Below are 19722 nucleotides of genomic sequence, written 5' to 3' on the forward strand. Positions count from 1 at the left end.
CCCCCATGTCGAACACGCCCAAGATTCTCTACACGCTCACCGATGAAGCCCCGTTCCTGGCCACGCAGTCGCTGCTGCCGATCGTCGAGGCCTACACCGCCACCGCCGGCATCGCCGTGGAAACCCGTGATATTTCGCTGTCCGGCCGCATCCTCGCCCTGTTCCCGGATTACCTGAAAGACGACCAGAAAGAGGCCGATCACCTGGCCGAACTGGGCCAGCTGGCAACCACCCCGGACGCGAACATCATCAAGCTGCCCAACATCAGCGCCTCGGTGCCGCAGCTGAAGGCCGCGATCAAGGAACTGCAGGACCAGGGCTTCGCACTGCCGAACTACCCGGACGTGCCGACCGACGACGTCTCGCGCGACATCAAGGCGCGCTACGACAAGGTCAAGGGCAGCGCGGTGAACCCGGTGCTGCGCGAAGGCAACTCCGATCGCCGCGCGCCGCTGTCGGTGAAGAACTACGCCCGCAAGCACCCGCATCGCATGGGCAAGTGGTCCAAGGACTGCAAGTCGCATGTCGCGCACATGGACGGCGGTGACTTCTACGGCAGCGAGAAGTCGGCCACGCTGGCCACTGCCGGCAGCCTGAAGATCGAACTGTTCAAGGCCGACGGCAGCAGCGTCGTGCTCAAGGAAAAGACTGCGGTCAAGGCCGGTGAGATCGTCGACGCCGCGGTGATGAGCCGCAATGCGCTGGCCTCGTTCGTGCAGGCGCAGATCGCCGATGCCAAGGCCAAGGGCGTGCTGTTCTCGCTGCACCTCAAGGCCACCATGATGAAGGTGTCCGACCCGATCATGTTCGGCGTGGTCGTCGAAGAGTTCTACAAGGACGTGCTGGCCAAGCACGCCGACGTGCTCAAGCAGGCCGGTTTCGATCCGAACAACGGCATCGGCGATCTGTTCGCGCGCCTGCCGCAGCTGCCCGAAGCGACCCAGGAAGCGATCAAGGCCGACCTGGCTGCCGAGTACGGCAAGCGCCCGGGTCTGGCCATGGTCAATTCGGACAAGGGCATCACCAACCTGCACGTGCCGAGCGACGTGATCGTCGACGCCTCGATGCCGGCGATGATCCGCGACTCCGGTGGCATGTGGAATGCCGACGGCAAGCTGCAGGACACCAAGGCCGTCATCCCCGACCGTTGCTATGCCGGTGTGTACCAGGCCGTGATCGACGACTGCCGCACCCACGGTGCGTTCGACCCGGCCACCATGGGCTCGGTGCCGAACGTCGGCCTGATGGCACAGAAGGCCGAGGAATACGGCTCGCACGACAAGACCTTCCAGATCCCGGCCGACGGCACCGTGCGCGTCTCCGATGAGGCAGGCGCCGTGGTGTTCGAGCACACCGTGCAGACCGGTGACATCTGGCGCATGTGCCAGACCAAGGACGCCCCGATCCAGGATTGGGTGAAGCTGGCCGTCAACCGCGCCCGCCTGAGCGGCACCCCTGCGGTGTTCTGGCTGGATGCCGCCCGCGCGCACGATGCGCAGGTGATCGCCAAGGTCGAGACCTACCTGAAGGATCACGACACCAACGGCCTGGACATCCGCATCCTGGCCCCGGTGGAAGCGACCGCCTTCTCGCTGGACCGCATCCGCAAGGGCGAGGACACCATCTCGGTGACCGGCAATGTCCTGCGCGATTACCTGACCGACCTGTTCCCGATCATGGAGCTGGGCACCAGCGCCAAGATGCTGTCGATCGTGCCGCTGATGGCCGGTGGCGGCCTGTTCGAGACCGGTGCCGGTGGTTCGGCGCCCAAGCACGTGCAGCAGTTCGTGGAAGAGGACTACCTGCGCTGGGATTCGCTGGGCGAGTTCCTCGCGCTGGCGGCCTCGCTGGAGCACTTGGGCAACCGTTACGACAACGCCGGTGCCACCGTGCTGGCCAAGACCCTGGACCAGGCCAACGGCCAGTTCCTGGACAACGACAAGTCGCCGTCACGCAAGCTCGGTGGCATCGACAACCGCGGCAGCCACTTCTACATCGCGCTGTACTGGGCCCAGGCCCTGGCCGCGCAGGATGACGATGCCGCGCTGAAGGCCCGCTTTGCTCCACTGGCCAAGGCCCTGGCCGAGAACGAGCAGACCATCGTTGGCGAGCTGGCGGCGGTGCAGGGCAAGCCGGTCGACATCGGCGGCTACTACCGTCCGGACGTGGCCAAGGCCAGCGCCGCGATGCGTCCGAGCACCACCTTCAACAGCGCGCTGTCTGCGCTGTAACGAAGCGGTCCCGCGCCTGCGGTGATCGATGAAGAACCCGCGCTTCGGCGCGGGTTTTTTTGTGGGCGGTGGCTGGGCCGGTACGCCAGCGTCACCTGGTGTGTTGGCGCATCTTGTCAACGCGGGAGAGGATGCGAGCGATCTCCGCATCCAGCGCCGCCTGTCGGTCTGCAGCCATCAACCGCAGGACGACGGTGGCATCTGTCTCCGTGCAAGCGCCCAGACTGAAGCACATCACATCCATCAATTCGCTACCGGCCGCGCATGCACGACCTTGTTGGCAAGCAGCTATCTGCCAGGCCAGTCCGCTGATGTGCGGATCCACGTCAGGTGCCTTCAGTCCGCCTGCCGTTCCAGCGAGGTCTCCCAGGTAGGCCATGGCCGTCGCGTCACCGGACGCACTGACCTGAGCTGCCAAGCCTGCATACTCCTCCGCCGTAAGTGGCGACGTCACGCTCCGCTGCCGACGCAACCACAGCTGCGAAGCAAGATCTCCCCCGCGCGCGGCCTGCTCTCGCCATAGCAGCATGGCGTCAAGTGGAATGAACTGGCCGCCATCCACACCGCCACATTGCGCGAAGACACGCTGGCCGATCAAACGCATCTGCTGACCGGCATCCGGATCCGAATGTTGCCCAGCCATGCTTTCGATGCCTTCAAGATAGGAGGCCCGCCGGACGTTGACTGAAAAGCATTTCTCGTAGAGCTCGGCCAACCGACGCTGCGCACGGACATCGCCGCGCTCGGCCCCCGCATTGACGCGTTCGAATTCCTGGCGCGTGGCGTCCTCGAAGCGGGCTGCAAGTGGCTCACGTTTCATCGTTTGAGAGGCCTGAGACACCGCCACCGCCGTGGGCGCCATGGCCGTTGATGACGGACCTCCTGCTGCCTGCAAGACCGGTGGTCGTTCAGCGGTGACCGAATACACCGCCAGCAACCCGGCTGCCACCAACAGCGCTCCCCCCAACGCCTTCCACCGGCGGCTCGTCTTCATTGCTCTCCCTGCTGGATGAGTCGTGGTCCGCATGGACAGGGTCGCTCCTCTGCCCGCACCCCAACGCTGCGACTTTACTCCGGAACGGCGCCGCGAGTGCCCACTGGGCAAGCGCCCAGTCGCTGCCGTATGGTGGCGGCAGGTCCTGTGGAAGTGGATGCATGCACGGTCGCTGTTCCTGCCAGAACGTTCCATGCCCCATCGGCGGCACCGCATGACTGCGTCAGCGGACGCGATCGCGCGGCTGATCCGCGACGGGTTCGAGGAGTACCATGCGCGCTTCGCGGCGATCAGCCGGCGTGCGCGGCAGCGTTTCGAACAGCGTGACTGGGCCGGTGCCCGGCAGGATGCGGTGGAGCGCATCGGGCTGTACGACCAGTGCATTGCCGAGACCGTCGATGCGCTACGCCGTATAGCCGGTGAGCGGATTGGCGCGCGCGCGCTGTGGCTGCAGGTGCGCACGGCCTATGCGGCGTTGCTGGCGGGGCTGATCGACGCCGAGCTGTACAAGACGTTCTACAACACGCTGGCGCGGCGGCTGTTCGCCACTCGCGGTGTGGACGGGGCGATCGAGTTCATGGCGATGGATGTTGAACCCTCCGACGCCATTACCCATCCGGTCGCGCGGCACAGCTATACCCTCTCGCCTACGCGCCCTGCGGACGCGTTCATGCGGGTGCTCGGTGACTACCGATTCGACGTGCCGTATGCGCACCAGCTGCGCTGCGCCGCCGCGATCGCCGTGCGCCTGCAGGACGATCTGGCGCACTGGGGCGACTACCCCGTGCGCAGCATTGAACTGCTCGACACCGTGTTCTATCGCGAGCGCCGCGCCTATCTGGTGGGGCGCGTATTCGGTGAGCATCGCTTCTCGCCCTGCGTAATCGCGCTGGTGCATGACGAGCGCGGCCTGCGCGTGGATGCGGTGTTGACCCGGCGCCGTGATGTCGCGCATCTGTTCGGCGTCTCGCGCAGCTATTTCCAAGCTGATCTGGCCACGGTGGGTGATGCGGTGGTGTTCCTGCGCAGCCTGCTGCCAGGCAAGCCGGTCGATGAGCTCTATACCGTGCTCGGGCGTGCCAAGCAGGGCAAGACCGAACGCTATCGCACGTTCTTCCGTCACTTCCACGAACAGCCGGGTGAGCAGCTGGTGCATGCCGACGGCACGCCCGGCATGGTCATGGCGGTGTTCACCCTGCCCAGTTATCCGCTGGTGTTCAAGCTGATCCGGGACCGTTTTGCATGGCCGAAAACCATGACCCGGCACCAGGTCGAAGAAAAGTACGCCCTGGTGTTCAACCTGGATCGCGTCGGCCGACTGCTCGATGCGCAGCCCTATCGGCACCTGCGTTTCCCGCGGGCGCGCTTCTCCTCGGCGCTGCGTGAGGAGCTGCTGACCCAGTGCGCCAGCAGTGTGCGCGAGGACGGCGACGAACTGGTGATCGCGCTGTGCTACGTGCAGCGGCGTTTCCGTCCGCTCAACCTGTACCTGCGTGAGCAGACGGCCGAGGCGCGACGTGTGGCCGCGCTCGACTATGCGCAGGCGATCACCGACATGGCGCGCAACAATATCTTTCCCGGGGACATGCTGCCGAAGAATTTCGGCGTGTCGCGGCATGGGCGTGCGGTCTTCTACGACTACGACGAGCTGTGTCTGGTCACCGAGTGCACCTTCCGTGCGTGGCCGGCGCCGCGCAATGAGGAGGAAGCGCTGGCTGACGAGCCGTGGTTCCAGATCGGTCCACGGGATGTGTTTCCAGAACGGTTCTGGATGTTCATGGGCCTGCCGGCACCCGAGCTGGCGGCGGTGCGCGAGCATTTCGCGCCTCTTTTCGATCCGGTGTGGTGGCAGCGGCTGCAGGTCGGCTTCGCCGCGGGTGAGTATCCGGATACGCCTCCCTATTCAGCCAGTAACAGACTTGCCTGATAGGCCTCGGCCGGAACCTGGGCTAGGCTTGCATGCATTCACAAGGAGAAGGTGAGATGCGTTCATTCCGACGCGTTGCGTTGATGCTTGTACTGGGTGGCGTGGGGGCGTGGACGGTGTCCGATGTGGCCGCGCAGACGAAGCGCGAGGTCCGCGAGCAGGCTGAAGCGAGCATGGTGCTGACCGGTGAGATCGATATCGGTACCGCCGGCCAGGTCGAGGCGTTCCGCCTGGACAAGCGCGAGCAGGTCGACGAGACCATCGTCACGTTCGTCGAAAGTGCCGTGAAGACGTGGCGTTTCGCCCCGGTGCGGGTGAATGGCCAGGCCGTCAAGGCGCGCACGCCGGCTACCATCCGCCTGGGTGCAAAGAACAATCCCGATGGCACTGGCCTGATCACGTTGCTGGCAGCGAACTTCGAGACATATGACGAAACCTCGACCGACAACGTCACCAGGGTGAAGATGTCGCCGCCGGTGTATCCCGAGGATGTCTTCAATGCGCGCGGGCGTGGCGATGTACTGCTGCTGATACAGGTCGGGCGCGACGGGAAGGTGCTGGATGTGGCCACCGAGCAGGTCAATCTTCGTGTGATCGCCAACGAGGCGAACATGCGGAAAATGCGCGACAAGCTGGCCCGCGTGTCGATGGGCGCCGCACGTAAATGGACCTTCAAGGCGCCCTCTACCGGAGATCAGAAGGACGAGGCGAGCTGGACCATCCGGGTGCCGGTGCGATTCTCGTTCAGCGATGAGGTGGAGCGCTACGGCCGCTGGGACGCCTACATTCCCGGCCCGCACCAGCAGGCCCCGTGGCGCAGTGACAAGGCACTGAGCGCCGATGGCAATGCCGACCTGCTGCCCGCCGGCGGCGTGTTCATGGCGGACGCCGCCAGCAAGGCGCCGAAGCTGCTGACGCCGCTTGGCGGCTGATCCTGCAAACCGTGGTGCATCACCCGTGCCCTTCAACCGGCAGGATGCGTAGGAGGGCATGCGCGGAAGTCTCCAAACCGACCTGCAGCGTCTGCTAGGCTGACCGCCCATCAGGACAAGGAGTCGGATTGATGAAAGCAGCATGGCAGTGGGTACTGGCGCTTGGCGTGGCAGCGGCCAGCGTAGGGGTGGCACCACAGGACGTTCGCGCGTCGCCGAGCATGCGCGCGTTGCAGGGCCAGGTGGAGTCGAGCATGCGGATCAAGGGCAGCCTTGATATCGGTACGGACGGCCGCGTCGTTGCGGTGCGCCTGGATCGGGAAAGCGCGATTCCGGCAGGCGTCGTCACCTTTGTGAAAGATGCAGTCGCTCGATGGGAGTTCGAACCCACCGTACGCGATGGCCAGTCCGTCGCCATCACCACACCGATGACGCTGCGCCTGATCGGCAAGACGCTCGACGATGGCGGTTCGCGTGTGGAGATCCGCCACGCCAGCTTTGTCGAGTACGACCAGAACGATCCCACCATCGTGGCCCGCGAGCGGGGGTCGGTCCCGACCTTCCCTGTGCGCCGGGTGGGCCGCGAAGCCGCTGCGGATGTGTTCCTGCTGATCCAGGTGGGACGCGATGGCAAGGTGCGCAACGCGCTGGCCGAGCAGGTCAATCTGCGCGTGCTGGTGCCACCGCGCGAGGTCGCATCGACCCGGGCCGCCTTCGCCGACAGTGCCACGCAGGCCGTGCGCGACTGGCAGTTCCGGGTGCCGACGCAGGGCCCACGGGCCGCCCGCGACACGTGGGTGGTGCGCTTCCCGGTGCGCTTCGCACCGCCAGCCGATCGCAATGCGCCACGGTGGGAGCCGTATCTGCCGGGCCCTCGGAACACCGCACCCTGGCTGGCGCCCGAGACGCAGTCCGTTGCGCCAGATGCCCTCGACGATGGCGTCTACCTGGCGGGTGAACAGACCGGTCCGCAGTTGAAGACCGTGCTGGATCAGGGCTGAGGCTCGCGTAACGAAGGCAGCCTCTGGTGAGGCTGCCAACGCTGCATCGATTCACTCAGGGCGTGCTCAACGCGCGCCATCCGGACCGATCCCGGGACGCTCGGGCTGCGGATAGGTCACCGTGCGGTTGCGGCCCTGTTCCTTGGCCATGTACAGCGCCTTGTCGGCCAGTCGCAGGGCCTGCTGCGGATCGTCGTGGTAGGTGGGGTAATGCGCCACCCCCAACGATACGGTCACGGCGCCGACCTGCTCGAACACTTCGGCGGCCACCTGCAGGCGAAGGCGCTCGGCCACCCGGGCGGCGGCAGCGGCATCGCTGCCCGGCAGCAGGATCAGGAATTCTTCCCCACCGTTGCGGCACAGCAGGTCGGTGTCGCGCGAACCGTCGCGCATCAACTGTGCGATGCGCAGGATCACCGCATCGCCGATCGCGTGGCCGAAGCGGTCGTTGATGGCCTTGAAGCGGTCGATATCCAGCGCGATGATCCCGAACGGCTGGCCACGGGCCTGCCAGTCTTCCAGCCCCTGCTGGAGGCCGCGCCGATTCTGCAGGCCGGTGAGCGGGTCGGTCATGCTGGCGCGGTTGAGCTTGCCGATGCGGTCCTGCAAGAGGTTGAAGCTGTAGAGCAGGGCGGTCTTGAGCTGGGCGACTTCGTAATACCACGCACGGATGCCGGTGACGTGGCGGATCGCGATGCCGGTGTCGCGGTTCTGCACGTTGCGGGCAAGCTGCCACAGCGGCAGTGAGATGCGCCGCGCGCACCACCAGGTGATCAGCAGTGACAGGATGCCCAGCGGAATCGCGTTCCAGATCACAGACGACATCAGTTTGGACAGCGACGCCAGTGTGGCTGCGGTGGGGCGCTGGGCCACCACGCCCCAGCCCACGCTCGGCACCGGCGCGTAACCGGCCAGCATGCGCACGCCGTGGCTGTTGAGCACCTGCTGCGCGCCGGAATGCCCTTGGGTGACCGCTTGCACGGCCGGGTTCTCCAGCGCGAACTGGCCGATCCGGTCCTGTTCGATGTGATACAGGATGCGGCCATGGCGATCGACCACGTACAGGTACGAGCCGTCGCGGTAGTAATGCTTGCCCAGCAGCGACTGCAGGATGCTGCGCTGGCGCAGGTAGATGGTGCCGCTGATGTAGCCTTGATACTCGCCCTGCGCGGTGAAGATCGGGTGCGAGATCGCGACCAGCAGCCGGCCCGTCGCCGACTCGTAGGGATCACTGATGAACGGCACGCGGCGTGCCAGTGCATCGCGATTGCCCACGCTCTTGAGCAGCACGCCCTGCAGCGCCAGGCTCTGCGGCGAGGTGGCCAGCACGGTGCCGCCGGCATCGACGATCAGCACCGAATTGAAGCTGTTGGTCTGCAACTGCAGGCGTGCGGCTTCGGCTTCCAGATCCGCCCGGTCATGCCGGCGCTGGCCCAGTACGGTCGCGCTGTAGGCGATCTGCTGCTGGGCCGAGAGCACGAAGTTCTGGGTCGATTCGGCCAGCTTGCTGGCGTACACACGGTTGGCTTCCAGCGTGTTGCCGATCAACTGTTCGCGCTGCACGCGGTAGCTGGCATGCAGGGTATTGGCCAGCGCGATGAGGGCACTGAGCAGGGCCAGGGCAAGGATCAGCGTGCCGAGGTTGAGGCGGGCGGACAACGGGCGCATGGGATCACGGGCAGGAAGGGTGCCGCGCCAGCCGGGATGCGGTTGGAACGGCATCAGCGAAGGGGTACAAAAAGGCCCCGCAGTGCGGGGCCTCGTTGTGTTTCGATGCAGTGCGGATCAGCGCTTCATCGAACCGAAGAACTCGTCGTTGGACTTGGTGTTCTTCATCTTGTCGAGCAGGAATTCCATCGCGGCCATTTCATCCATCGGATGCAGCAGCTTGCGCAGGATCCAGATCTTCTGCAGCAGTTCCGGTTCGATCAGCAGATCTTCGCGGCGGGTACCCGAGCGGTTGATGTCGATCGCCGGGAACACGCGCTTTTCGGAGATACGGCGGCTCAGGTGCACTTCGCTGTTGCCGGTGCCCTTGAACTCTTCGTAGATCACTTCGTCCATCTTGCTGCCGGTATCGACCAGCGCGGTAGCGATGATGGTCAGGCTGCCGCCTTCCTCCACGTTACGCGCAGCGCCGAAGAAGCGCTTCGGGCGGTGCAGGGCGTTGGCATCCACACCACCGGTCAGCACCTTGCCCGAGCTCGGCACCACGTTGTTGTACGCACGTGCCAGGCGGGTGATCGAGTCGAGCAGGATCACCACGTCCTTCTTGTGCTCGACCAGGCGCTTGGCACGCTCGATCACCATTTCGGCAACCTGCACGTGACGGGCGGCCGGCTCGTCGAAGGTGGAGCTGATGACTTCGCCGCGCACGGTGCGCTGCATTTCCGTCACTTCTTCCGGGCGCTCATCGATCAGCAGCACGATCAGGTGCACGTCCGGATGATTGGTGGTGATCGCCGTGGCCACCTGCTGCATCATCATCGTCTTGCCGGCCTTGGGCTGGGAGACGATCAGCGAACGCTGACCCTTGCCCTGCGGTGCCATCAGATCGAGGATGCGGCCGGTGATGTCTTCGGACGAACCGTTGCCACGTTCCAGGGTGAAGCGCTTGCGCGGGAACAGCGGGGTCAGGTTCTCGAACAGCACCTTGTTCTTGGACGCTTCCAGCGGCTCACCGTTGATGGTGTCCACGATCGACAGCGCGAAGTAGCGCTCGCCGTCCTTCGGGAAGCGGATGCGGCCGGACAGGTGATCGCCGGTGCGCAGGTTGAAGCGGCGGATCTGGCTGGGCGAAATGTAGGTATCGTCCGGGCCGGCCAGGTAGCTGGCTTCGGCTGCGCGCAGGAAGCCGAAGCCGTCCGGCAGGATTTCCAGCACGCCATCGGCGGCGACGCCGTCGCCATGACGGGTCAGCACCTTGAGCAGGGCGAAGATCACGTCCTGCTTGCGGGCGCGGGCCACACCTTCGGAGATCTGCAGCTGCTCGGCGATTTCCAGCAGCTTCTGTGCCGGCATGCGCTTGAGGTCACTCAGCGAATAGACCGGGAAGCCTTCGGGCACGTTGGCCTGCTGGCTGCGCACGAACGGCTGCTGTTCGCCGTTGTCCTGCGGCATGCCGTCGTCGTTGTAGCGATCGCCACCGCGGTTGCGGTCGCGGCGATTGCGGAAACGGTCGCGGCGATTGCCTTGGCCCTGACCCTGGCCTTGGCCTTGATTCTGACCTTGACCCTGACCTTGGCCCTGCTGGTACGGGTTCTGCCCGCCCTGCGGGTTCTGGTTGCGGCCATTCTGGTTGCGCTGGCCACCGTCGCCGGTGTCCTGCTGACCACCGCCCTGCGAGGGCGATGCGTCGCCACCGGCAGAAGCTGCCGGCGCCGATGCCTGCGGGGCCGCCGAAGGAGCGGCAGCCGGCGCCGGCGCGTCAGACGCGGCAGCCAGAGGCAGAGCGGGTTGTGAAGGGGGGGAACCGGCTTCGGCAGCGGTGTTGGCGGCGGCCTTGGCGACGCGCGGCTTGCGCACGCGCTTCTCGGCGGGCGCGTCGGCGCTCCCGGGTTCGGAAGTAGTGATATCGGACAAGTGCTGGATTCCTCGCTAGAAGGTGCGAGCGCCCGGCAGGGCGGCGAACGTTGGGAAAGGATCTGGAAGGAAACTGCGTCCAGAAGATGCGGCGCGCGAATGCGGCCGGATATGCCGACACTAACACCGGCTCGCGGCGGCGCGCAAGCCGGGTGGGGCAGGGTCATTCATGCGGGCGACGGGCCCGCGTGGCAGCCGGACGGTGCCGGCTGCCTGCTGCGATCAGGCCAGGGCCTTGTCGAGCATGCCGGCCAGCTGGGCCTTGCCGACGGCACCGATCTGCTGGGCCTGGACTTCGCCGTCCTTGAAGACCAGCAGCATCGGGATCGAGCGCACGTGGTACTTGGCGGCCAGAGCGCGGTTCTGGTCCACATTGACCTTGGCGATCTTGGCGCGGCCGTTGTAGGCATCGGCCAGTTCGTCCAGTGCCGGGGCGATCATCTTGCAGGGACCACACCATTCGGCCCAGAAATCGACCAGCACCGGTTCCTTGGAATTCAGCACTGCGCTATCAAAGTCGGCGTCGCCGACATGTACAACCTTGTCGCTCATCTTGGTTTCTCGTCTGGTAATGCACCCGGCAGGGCCGGAGGAAGTTGAACCTGGGCAACGCCAAGCGGGCGTGACCCTCGTCTGGTGCCTCGTGGCCGCGGGCGGCCAGCGGTGCGTACGGCGGATGCCTGGACGCTCACGGGGCGAAGTGTACCGCTATCGTCGTGACCGGACAGACGCTGGTTGGAAAGAAGCATCCCGTGATCGCCCCCTGTGCAGGGCAGGGCGGTCACGTCAGATATGCGGCAGGCGGGGGCCCGCTTCCAGCCCTCGGCGGTGGCCTGTTCAACCGGCGGCAGGGCCTGTGAACGCGGGGTCTACGGCGGTTCCCGGCCGCTTGGCGTGCCGGCAGACGCCCTGAGGACAGGTATTCTCACGGGTGGGTGCGACCGTCCACCCCGGTTTGCCGCCGACATTGCGTTAAACTGGGGCATTGCGCGGCGCCCTGGACCCGAGTCCGGCCCCGCCAATCCCGGCGCAGGGGCCGTTTGCGACGGTGCCCCCCAAGATGATGCAAGCCACCCGCACCTCTGCCGGCTGGCCTTACCAAGACGGACTCATGAGCGACAAACCGCTGACCGATTTGACCTTCTCCTCCTTCGAGCTGCATCCGGCCCTGCAGGCCGGCCTTGAAGGAGCCGGATTCACCCGTTGCACGCCCATCCAGGCGCTGACCCTGCCGGTCGCGCTGCCCGGCGGCGACGTCGCCGGCCAGGCCCAGACCGGCACCGGCAAGACCCTGGCCTTCCTGGTCGCGGTGGTGAACCGCCTGCTGACCCGCCCGGCACTGGCCGATCGCAAGCCGGAAGACCCGCGCGCGCTGATCCTGGCCCCGACCCGCGAGCTGGCCATCCAGATCCACAAGGATGCCGTGAAGTTCGGCTCCGACCTCGGCCTGCGCTTCGCGCTGGTCTACGGTGGCGTGGACTACGACAAGCAGCGCGAGATCCTGCAGCAGGGCGTGGACGTGATCATCGCCACCCCGGGCCGCCTGATCGACTACGTCAAGCAGCACAAGGTGGTCTCGCTGCACGCCTGCGAAATCTGCGTGCTCGACGAAGCCGACCGCATGTTCGACCTGGGCTTCATCAAGGACATCCGCTTCCTGCTGCGCCGCATGCCCGAGCGCAGCACGCGCCAGACGCTGCTGTTCAGCGCCACGCTCAGCCATCGCGTGCTGGAGCTGGCCTATGAGCACATGAACGAGCCGCAGAAGCTGGTGGTGGAGAGCGAATCGATCACCGCCGCCCGCGTGCGCCAGCGCATCTATTTCCCGGCCGACGAAGAGAAGATCCCGCTGCTGCTGGGCCTGCTTTCGCGCAGCGAAGGTGCCCGCACCATGGTGTTCGTCAACACCAAGGTGTTCGTCGAGCGCGTGGCGCGTTCGCTGGAAAAGGCCGGCTACCGCGTCGGCGTGCTGTCCGGCGATGTGCCGCAGAAGAAGCGTGAGAGCCTGCTCAACCGCTTCCAGAAGGGCCAGCTGGAAATCCTGGTGGCCACCGATGTCGCCGCCCGCGGCCTGCACATCGACGGCATCAAGTACGTCTACAACTACGATCTGCCGTTCGATGCGGAAGACTACGTGCACCGTATCGGCCGCACCGCGCGTCTGGGCGAAGAAGGCGATGCGATCAGCTTCGCCTGCGAGCGCTATGCGATGGGCCTGCCGGACATCGAGGCCTACATCGAGCAGAAGATCCCGGTCGAGCCGGTCACCAGCGAAATCCTGACCCCGATCCCGCGCGCGCCGCGTGCACCGTCGCCGGAAGGCGAGGGTGATGCCGAGGGCGACGAGAACGAAAGCGTCGGCCAGATCTTCCGCGAAGCACGCGAAGCGCGTGCCGCCGAAGAGCAGCGTCGTGGCGGTGGCAGCAGCCGTGGCGGCAAGCCGGCCGGTGGTCGTGGCGAGCGCCGCGCACCGGGCGAGCGCAGTGCCGATGGCAAGCCGCGTCGCGAGCGCAAGCCGCGCGTGGAAGGCGAGCAGCCGGTCGCTGCCGTCGAGGCCGAGGTCAAGCCGCAGCTGGCCCCGACCGCCGCGCCGTCTGCCGATGGCAGCCCGGCGGTGGAAGGTGAGCGCGCGCCGCGCAAGCGTCGTCGTCGTCGCCATGGCCGTCCGGTCGAAGGTGCCGAGGGCGCGGCAGCCACCGGCCCGGTGACCCCGGTGCAGGTGACCGCCAAGCCGATGCGCGGCACGCCCGCCGCCGATCCCAGCGCGTCGTTCCTGACCCGCCTGGGCCGCAAGATCCGCCGGATGCTGTCCGGCAGCTGATCGGCATTGCCGATCAACGGGTAGCACCCGACCGTTGGTCGGGTGCTCATCCCCACCTCCACGCCGCCACCCTCGTCCTGCATAATCAGGGAATGAGCGTCCTGCGTTTTGACAATGTCAGCAAACAATATGCCGGCGGCCACCAGGCACTGGTGGACGTCAGCTTCGATGTCGCCCCCGGGGAAATGCTGTTCGTCACCGGTCATTCCGGTGCGGGCAAGAGCACCCTGCTCAAGTTGATCCATCTCGACGAGCGTCCCAGCCGCGGCGCGGTGATCTTCGATGAGCGCAACCTGCTCAAGGTGCGTGGCGGGAGTATCCCGCGGCATCGTCGTGAGGTCGGTGCGGTCTACCAGGACCACCGCCTGCTGATGGACCGCAGCATCGCCGAGAACGTCGCCCTTCCGCTGATCCTGCGCGGCACCCGCCGCAACGAGATCGGCAAGCGCGTGCGCTCGGTGCTCGAACGCATGGGCCTGGGCCACCGCGAAAAAGCCCTGCCTTCCCAGCTGTCGGCCGGTGAGCAGCAGCGCGTGGGCATCGCCCGTGCGATTGTCGGCGAGCCCAAGCTGCTGGTCGCCGATGAGCCGACCGGCAATCTCGATCCCACGCTGGCGGCGGAAATCATGGCGCTGTTTGCCGAACTGCCTGACCGCGGCACCAGCGTGCTGGTGGTCAGCCACGATCTTGCCCTGCTGCGGCGCATGCGCAAGCGCGTGCTGATCCTGGACCACGGCCGCCTGGTCGATGACATCTCGCCGCAGGACCTGGCCGAATGAATACCCCGGTGACCAAAGAAACCGCCGCGCCCTCGCGCTTGGGCGTGTGGCTGCACCACCACGGCCACAGCGTGGTCTTCAGCCTCGGCCGTGCGTGGCGCAAGCCGTGGGCGACCCTGCTCACGGTGATGGTGATGGCGCTCGCGCTGGCCCTGCCGCTGGGCCTGTCGATCGCGCTGGACAACCTCAAGCACTTCGCCGGCAGCGTGCAGCAGTCGCGCGACATCAACCTGTTCCTCAAGACCGATGCCGGTACCGATGCGGCCCGCCAGGTCGCCGAGACCCTGCGCGGCCGCGCCGATGTAGCCAACGTCACCGTGCAGACCCCGGAGCAGGGCCTGGCCGAGCTGCGCGAAAGCGCCGGGCTGGGTGAGGCGATCGATGCGCTGCATGACAATCCACTGCCGACCCTGCTGATCGTGACCCCGGGCGAGGGCGCCGATGACGCGCGCCTGGCGCAGTCGCTGGAAGGCCTGCCGCAGGCCGACCTGGTCCAGCACGATGCGCTGTGGCGCAAGCGCCTGGATGGCTGGCTGGGCTTTGGTACGCGCCTGGTGCAGGTGCTGTCGGTCCTGCTCGGCCTCGGCGCCGCACTGGTGGTCGGCAATACCGTGCGCCTGGACATCCAGGCCCGCCGCGATGAGATCGGTGTGCTGCAGCTGCTCGGCGCCAGCGATGGGTTCATCCGCCGCCCGTTCCTGTATCTGGGCGCGTGGTATGGCCTGGGTGCCGGTGCCGTCGCGCTGGCGCTGATCGGCGCGGCCGGGCTGGCGTTGCGCCCGCCGCTGGCGGCGCTCTCGCAGAGTTACGGCAGCCCGTTCGTGCTGCATGGTCTGGATCTGCTGCATTCGTCGTTCGTGCTGCTCGGCACCGTCGTGCTGGGCTGGCTGGGCGCCTGGCTGGTGACAGGGCATTTCCTGCGCCAGACCCGTCCGACCGAAACCTGAGGCCCGCATGCGCCCGCAAGTCCTGAAGCACCTCGCCGACGATGCGCCGCGCGTGATGGTCGTCGATGGTTCCAAGCTGGTCCGCAAGTTGATTGCCGATGTGCTGCAACGCGAACTGCCGGCGGTGGAGGTGGTGGGCTGCGCGAGCATCGCCGAGGCGCGTGCGGCACTCGACGCCGGGCCGGTCAGTCTGGTCACCACCTCGCTCACCCTGAGCGATGGCGACGGGCTGGACCTGGCGCGCATCGTGCGCGACGCGGCGGGCCAGGCCTACGTGCCGGTCATCGTGGTGTCCGGCGACGCGCAGCAGCATCTGGAGCAGCGCCGCTTCACCGAGTACGTCACCGACTACTTCGACAAGGCGCTCGGCCACGAAGCGCTGGCCACCTTCATCCGCGGCTATGTCCAGCCGGAGACGATTCCGGGCGCGACGATCCTGTATGTCGAAGACAGCCGCGTGGTGGCCGAGGCGACCAAGCGCATGCTCGAACGGCAGGGCTTGAACGTACTGCACGTGCTGACGGCCGAGGACGCCTTCGCGCTGCTCACCGCCGAGTCGCTCGGCCGCAGCAGCCACCGCATCGATCTGGTGCTCACCGATGTCACCCTCAAGGGCGAACTCAGTGGCCGCGATGTGGTGCAGCGCGTGCGCGTGGACTTCGGCTACGGCAAGCGCCGCCTGCCGGTGTTGGTCATGACCGGCGACGGTAACCCGCACAATCAGTCCGGGCTGCTCCAGGCCGGTGCCAATGATCTGGTGCAGAAGCCGATCGAAGAGCGGCTGCTCATCACCAAGGTGCTGTTCCAGCTGCGCCTGTCCCGCCTCAACGACAAACCAGTATTGCGATGAATGACGATGTAGTACCCAGCATCCAGCTCGAACCGAGCTGGAAGACGCGTATCGGTGATTACCTGCTGCGCCCGGAGATGCGTGAGCTCTCCGCGTTCCTGCGCCAGCGCAAAGCCGCCGGTGCGCAGGTGTTTCCGCCGGGCCCGCAGATCTTCGCCGCGTTCGATGCCACACCCTTCGACCAGGTCAAGGTGGTCATCCTGGGCCAGGATCCGTATCACGGCTACGGCCAGGCGCATGGCCTGAGTTTCTCGGTGATGCCGGGCGTGCCGGTGCCGCCGTCGCTGCTGAACATCTACAAAGAGATCGAGGCCGATCTGGGCATTCCGCGCCCCGACCACGGGTGCCTGCTGCCGTGGGCGCATCGCGGCGTGCTGCTGCTCAACGCGGTGCTGACCGTGGAAGCGGGCAGCGCCGGTGCCCACCAGCGGCGCGGCTGGGAAGGCTTCACCGACCACGTGGTGGATACCCTCAACCGCGAGCGCGAGGGCCTGGTGTTCCTGCTGTGGGGCAGCTACGCCCAGCAGAAGGGCAAGGTCATCGATACCGGCCGGCACCGCGTGCTCAAGGCACCGCATCCGTCGCCGCTGTCGGCGCATCGCGGCTTCCTGGGCTGCCGGCATTTCTCGATGACCAACGAGTACCTTCAACGCCGCGGCCACGGCAGCATCGACTGGTCGCTGCCGCCGCGCGCCGCGCTGGAACTGTCGGCCTGACGCACCAAGGTCGTGGCCTAAACGACCAGCATCTCGATGATGGATTGCGCGACCTGCCGCTTGCGGGGTGGCAGGCGCCGCAGCAGCGACAGCACGTTGCCCTCCAGATCATCACGTACGTAGTCCTGGGTGGGCGTGCTCACGGTGAGTTCTTCGCCGCTGGCCTTGCACACGCCACGGCCCGTGGCCAACCACTCAAAACGAACGCGCGTGCTGACGGCGATATGTGCCAGGTGCGACACGCTCGGGTGCGTACCGCCGCGACGTTCCCATTGCGCGACCGCACTGCGTTTGACGCCGGTTTCCCCGGCCAATTGCGTTTGTGACATCCCTGCACTGGTGCGTGCTGCGCGAATTCGATCCGACATCGCCAACATGGCCTTCCCCTTTCTCGTTCCTTGATCGGTGGATGGTTATCGATACTTACCGGGCAGTGATTCTTTTCCTGCTCTGTACAGAATCACTTGCCGCCACTGTCGCGCTAGGCGCTCCACCGAGAAACCGCGAGCCGACAGTGAAACTTCCCCCTGCATTGGATGTGGCCGGTTTGACGGTTTCCATCCGTGCACGTAGTTAATCCCTCAAGCCGGCCATGACGCGCCGGGATATCCAAAACATCGGAAGCAGGCCGATGCCCTGTCGATCATGGTCGGTACCCACCGCCCGGTGACAGGCGGCTTCGGCCAGGACGCAGGGGATGGCCGATGGATAAAGTCTCTGGTGTGAAGCTGGCGTTAGGGCGATTCAGTTTGATTGCCAAAACCCTGTTATTTGTGACGCTGATCGCATTAAGTGGCGGTATTTCTTCAGTCAATGCCCAGTCGGCGTGCACTGCGGGTGCGTGCGTCAGCGCGGGCCCGCGGCTGGCCTCGATCGATTCCACCCAGAGCCCGGTGCTCAATCTACTGTTCGGCGCCCTGCTGCCCGGCACCAGCCTCAATCTGAGCGTGGTCGACTGGAACAACCTGGCCGGCGCCAACGTGAATCTCAATGCGTTGCTGACCCAGCTCAACGGCGGCGTGGTGGTCAGTGATCCCAGCCAGGTGCTCAACACCAACATCACCTTGGGCCAACTCCGCGCGGCGATGGTGCAGGTGCTGCAGGCCGATGGGCAGACGGCAGCGGCCAACGTCCTCAACGCACTGCCGTTGGGCGTGGCCGGTACCACGGGCAGCATCCGCCTGGCCGACATCCTGCAGATCGCACTGCCCACTGGTTCGCTGGCGACCGTGCGGCTCAATGTGCTCGATCTGCTCACCGGCGGTGTGCAGCTTTACAACTTCCGCAACGTGCTCACCACGCCCACACCGATCACCGTCAACACCGCTGCGCTCGGTCTCAATGGCGTGGCCAATGTGCGCTTGTGGGCGCAGGTGATCGAGCCGCCCGTCTACACCTGTGGCGCAGCCGGTGTGGCGTTCCACAGCGCTGCGATCCGGATCAAGCTCGATCTGGATCTCGTGCAGGGATTGAATACCGGCACGCTGTCAGCGGCCCTGAGCGGTCTGAATCTGCTCGGCGTCACCCTGTCCAACACCAGTGTCAGCGCCGATGTGCTGCACCTGCAGGTGTATGCCGACGTCGCCCGGGCAGAAGGCACGATCTCGGCGATCAACCTGGTCGGCAACGCAGTCACCCTGCAGGCCCGCCCCGGCCTGGTGAACCTGTATGTCGGCCAGATCAGCGATGCTACGTTCTTCAATCGCAGCACCGTGCTGACCGATAGCGCGCTGAGTGCTGCCACGCTCACCTCGCTGAGCGTTCGCGTGCGGGTGTCGGCCAACATTCTCGGCCTGCAGACGCCGATTGCCGATATCAACGTTCCGCTGACGGTGAGCATCCGCAGTTTCGCCACGGCCACCCCCGGGCTGCAGAGCGCCAGCTTCACCGGCCCGTATCCACAGACCCGCACGCTGAGCGCCGGTACGGTCAGTGCGGCGACCATGGTGTCCACCCTGGTCAACTCGCTCAGCATCCAGGTCACCAGCGGCAATCCAACGGTCACGCTGCTGGGGGGGATCGCGCTGCCGTTGCCGGTGGCGGACCTGGTCAACGGCATCGTCAATACCCTGCTCACGCCGATCCGGACGCAGGTGAATGGGCTGGTCACGCCCGTACTGACGGCGCTGCTGGGTGGGCTGGTCGACAACGTGCTGGGCCTGCTCGGCATCCGCATCGGCCAGGCGGTCTTCACCGTGGAAGGCATCACCCAGGCCTGTGCGGCGACCCTGCAGTTGGTCAAGGACCTGCAGCCGACCAGCGATACCGGCCGTTTCAATCTGTCCATCACCTACAACGGCAGCACCGTCGGATCGGCCAGCAACGTGGGCAACAACGGTGCCACTGCAGCGGTGATCACCGTGCCCGGTGGCAGCTACGCGCTGGCTGAAGCCGCCGCGGCCGGCACCACGCTCACGCGCTACGCGAGCACGTGGCAGTGCACCGACCAGGACAACACCGTGGTGTCCTCCGGCAGCGGTGGCAGCTTCACGCTGCAGGCGCCGGCGATGACCGCCACGGCGGTGACCCTGGTCTGCCGGATCACCAATCGAACGCGACAGGCCGATCTGTCGATCACCAAGACCGACGGCAGCGGCAGCTACACGCCGGGCGGCACCGCGACTTACACGCTGCTGGTCCGCAATGACGGCCCGGACGCGGTGACCAATGCTGTGGTCACTGACAGCTTGCCCAACGGCACCACGCTGCGTGGCGCCTGGACCTGCAGTGCCACCAGTGGCAGTGCCTGCGCGGCGGCCAGCGGTGGTGCCGTTGGCGGCACTGCAGTGAACGTCGGGGTGAATCTCATCAACGGGGGGCAGGCCACGATCAGCGTGCCGGTCAGCTTCAGCAGTAGTCCCGGCGCGTACTAGCGTCCGGAGCAGCACCGCGGGCAGCGCAGGCAGTCGCCCTGCGTCGGGATGGACAGGACCACCACAGCC

General features: G+C 66.2%; 15 protein-coding genes. 10 read left to right on the forward strand and 5 right to left on the reverse strand.

Annotated elements, in window-relative coordinates:
* The first annotated feature begins 5 nt into the window (after positions 1–5).
* A complete protein-coding gene (locus ACWV8V_RS13255) occupies positions 6–2231 on the forward strand; it encodes an NADP-dependent isocitrate dehydrogenase (RefSeq protein WP_259258866.1) in 2226 nt (741 codons plus the stop codon).
* Between the two features lie 91 nt (positions 2232–2322).
* Here the strand turns inward: ACWV8V_RS13255 and ACWV8V_RS13260 are convergent, their stop codons facing one another.
* Positions 2323–3225, reverse strand: coding sequence for a hypothetical protein (locus tag ACWV8V_RS13260; protein WP_455899930.1), 903 nt, complete (start codon positions 3223–3225; stop codon positions 2323–2325).
* Positions 3226–3439: 214 nt separating this feature from the next.
* On the opposite strand from ACWV8V_RS13260, the gene aceK reads away from it, so the two are divergent.
* The 3 genes from aceK to ACWV8V_RS13275 all read left to right on the forward strand — a co-directional run bounded on the left by aceK (position 3440) and on the right by ACWV8V_RS13275 (position 7085).
* Positions 3440–5152: a bifunctional isocitrate dehydrogenase kinase/phosphatase gene (gene aceK, locus ACWV8V_RS13265; RefSeq protein WP_455899931.1), complete on the forward strand. Its 1713-nt coding sequence runs from the start codon at positions 3440–3442 to the stop codon at positions 5150–5152.
* A 56-nt stretch (positions 5153–5208) separates the two neighbouring features.
* Positions 5209–6084 (forward strand): energy transducer TonB, encoded by an 876-nt coding sequence (locus ACWV8V_RS13270; protein WP_259258869.1) that lies wholly within the window; start codon positions 5209–5211, stop codon positions 6082–6084.
* Between the two features lie 131 nt (positions 6085–6215).
* Positions 6216–7085, forward strand: a complete 870-nt coding sequence (locus ACWV8V_RS13275) for an energy transducer TonB family protein (protein WP_455899932.1) — start codon at positions 6216–6218, stop codon at positions 7083–7085.
* Positions 7086–7151: 66 nt separating this feature from the next.
* On the opposite strand, the gene ACWV8V_RS13280 is transcribed toward ACWV8V_RS13275, so the two are convergent.
* The 3 genes from ACWV8V_RS13280 to trxA form a co-directional block, all read right to left on the reverse strand.
* Positions 7152–8753 carry a sensor domain-containing diguanylate cyclase gene (locus ACWV8V_RS13280; protein WP_455899933.1) on the reverse strand — a complete coding sequence of 534 codons (1602 nt, stop codon included), beginning with the start codon at positions 8751–8753 and terminating at the stop codon, positions 7152–7154.
* A gap of 117 nt (positions 8754–8870) precedes the next feature.
* Positions 8871–10667 (reverse strand): transcription termination factor Rho, encoded by a 1797-nt coding sequence (rho, locus tag ACWV8V_RS13285; RefSeq protein WP_259258872.1) that lies wholly within the window; start codon positions 10665–10667, stop codon positions 8871–8873.
* Between the two features lie 222 nt (positions 10668–10889).
* Positions 10890–11219, reverse strand: coding sequence for a thioredoxin TrxA (gene trxA / locus ACWV8V_RS13290; protein ID WP_019183509.1), 330 nt, complete (start codon positions 11217–11219; stop codon positions 10890–10892).
* A 559-nt stretch (positions 11220–11778) separates the two neighbouring features.
* Here trxA and rhlB point away from each other — a divergent pair.
* The 5 genes from rhlB (at position 11779) to ung (ending at position 16780) form a co-directional block, all read left to right on the forward strand.
* Complete coding sequence (rhlB, locus tag ACWV8V_RS13295; RefSeq protein WP_259258873.1) at positions 11779–13488, forward strand: ATP-dependent RNA helicase RhlB; 1710 nt, start codon at positions 11779–11781, stop codon at positions 13486–13488.
* 92 nt (positions 13489–13580) lie between these two features.
* Positions 13581–14267: a cell division ATP-binding protein FtsE gene (gene ftsE / locus ACWV8V_RS13300; RefSeq protein ID WP_019183511.1), complete on the forward strand. Its 687-nt coding sequence runs from the start codon at positions 13581–13583 to the stop codon at positions 14265–14267.
* Positions 14264–15214, forward strand: a complete 951-nt coding sequence (gene ftsX, locus ACWV8V_RS13305) for a permease-like cell division protein FtsX (RefSeq protein ID WP_259258874.1) — start codon at positions 14264–14266, stop codon at positions 15212–15214. The genes ftsE and ftsX overlap by 4 nt, the downstream gene beginning before the upstream one ends.
* A 7-nt stretch (positions 15215–15221) precedes the next feature.
* Positions 15222–16064, forward strand: coding sequence for a response regulator (locus tag ACWV8V_RS13310; protein WP_123729990.1), 843 nt, complete (start codon positions 15222–15224; stop codon positions 16062–16064).
* Positions 16061–16780: a uracil-DNA glycosylase gene (gene ung, locus ACWV8V_RS13315; protein ID WP_455899934.1), complete on the forward strand. Its 720-nt coding sequence runs from the start codon at positions 16061–16063 to the stop codon at positions 16778–16780. The genes ACWV8V_RS13310 and ung overlap by 4 nt, the downstream gene beginning before the upstream one ends.
* A gap of 17 nt (positions 16781–16797) precedes the next feature.
* Here the strand turns inward: ung and ACWV8V_RS13320 are convergent, their stop codons facing one another.
* The gene (locus ACWV8V_RS13320) at positions 16798–17157 is read right to left on the reverse strand and encodes a helix-turn-helix domain-containing protein (protein WP_259258876.1); all 360 of its coding nucleotides are present in this window, start codon (positions 17155–17157) and stop codon (positions 16798–16800) included.
* A 516-nt stretch (positions 17158–17673) separates the two neighbouring features.
* Here ACWV8V_RS13320 and ACWV8V_RS13325 point away from each other — a divergent pair.
* Positions 17674–19653, forward strand: coding sequence for a hypothetical protein (locus ACWV8V_RS13325; RefSeq protein WP_455899935.1), 1980 nt, complete (start codon positions 17674–17676; stop codon positions 19651–19653).
* Positions 19654–19722 lie beyond the last annotated feature (69 nt).

This window comes from Stenotrophomonas sp. Ker107b, from assembly GCF_053847245.1.

Bases quoted from the DNA above. Each gene is read 5' to 3' on its own strand.
- aceK (WP_455899931.1), top strand. From the start codon at position 3,440: ATGACTGCGTCAGCGGACGCGATCGCGCGGCTGATCCGCGACGGGTTC.
- ung (WP_455899934.1), top strand. From the start codon at position 16,061: ATGAATGACGATGTAGTACCCAGCATCCAGCTCGAACCGAGCTGGAAG.
- trxA (WP_019183509.1), bottom strand. From the start codon at position 11,219: ATGAGCGACAAGGTTGTACATGTCGGCGACGCCGACTTTGATAGCGCA.
- ftsE (WP_019183511.1), top strand. From the start codon at position 13,581: ATGAGCGTCCTGCGTTTTGACAATGTCAGCAAACAATATGCCGGCGGC.
- rhlB (WP_259258873.1), top strand. From the start codon at position 11,779: ATGAGCGACAAACCGCTGACCGATTTGACCTTCTCCTCCTTCGAGCTG.
- ACWV8V_RS13270 (WP_259258869.1), top strand. From the start codon at position 5,209: ATGCGTTCATTCCGACGCGTTGCGTTGATGCTTGTACTGGGTGGCGTG.
- ACWV8V_RS13255 (WP_259258866.1), top strand. From the start codon at position 6: ATGTCGAACACGCCCAAGATTCTCTACACGCTCACCGATGAAGCCCCG.
- ACWV8V_RS13260 (WP_455899930.1), bottom strand. From the start codon at position 3,225: ATGAAGACGAGCCGCCGGTGGAAGGCGTTGGGGGGAGCGCTGTTGGTG.
- ACWV8V_RS13280 (WP_455899933.1), bottom strand. From the start codon at position 8,753: ATGCGCCCGTTGTCCGCCCGCCTCAACCTCGGCACGCTGATCCTTGCC.
- ACWV8V_RS13320 (WP_259258876.1), bottom strand. From the start codon at position 17,157: ATGTTGGCGATGTCGGATCGAATTCGCGCAGCACGCACCAGTGCAGGG.
- ftsX (WP_259258874.1), top strand. From the start codon at position 14,264: ATGAATACCCCGGTGACCAAAGAAACCGCCGCGCCCTCGCGCTTGGGC.
- ACWV8V_RS13310 (WP_123729990.1), top strand. From the start codon at position 15,222: ATGCGCCCGCAAGTCCTGAAGCACCTCGCCGACGATGCGCCGCGCGTG.
- ACWV8V_RS13275 (WP_455899932.1), top strand. From the start codon at position 6,216: ATGAAAGCAGCATGGCAGTGGGTACTGGCGCTTGGCGTGGCAGCGGCC.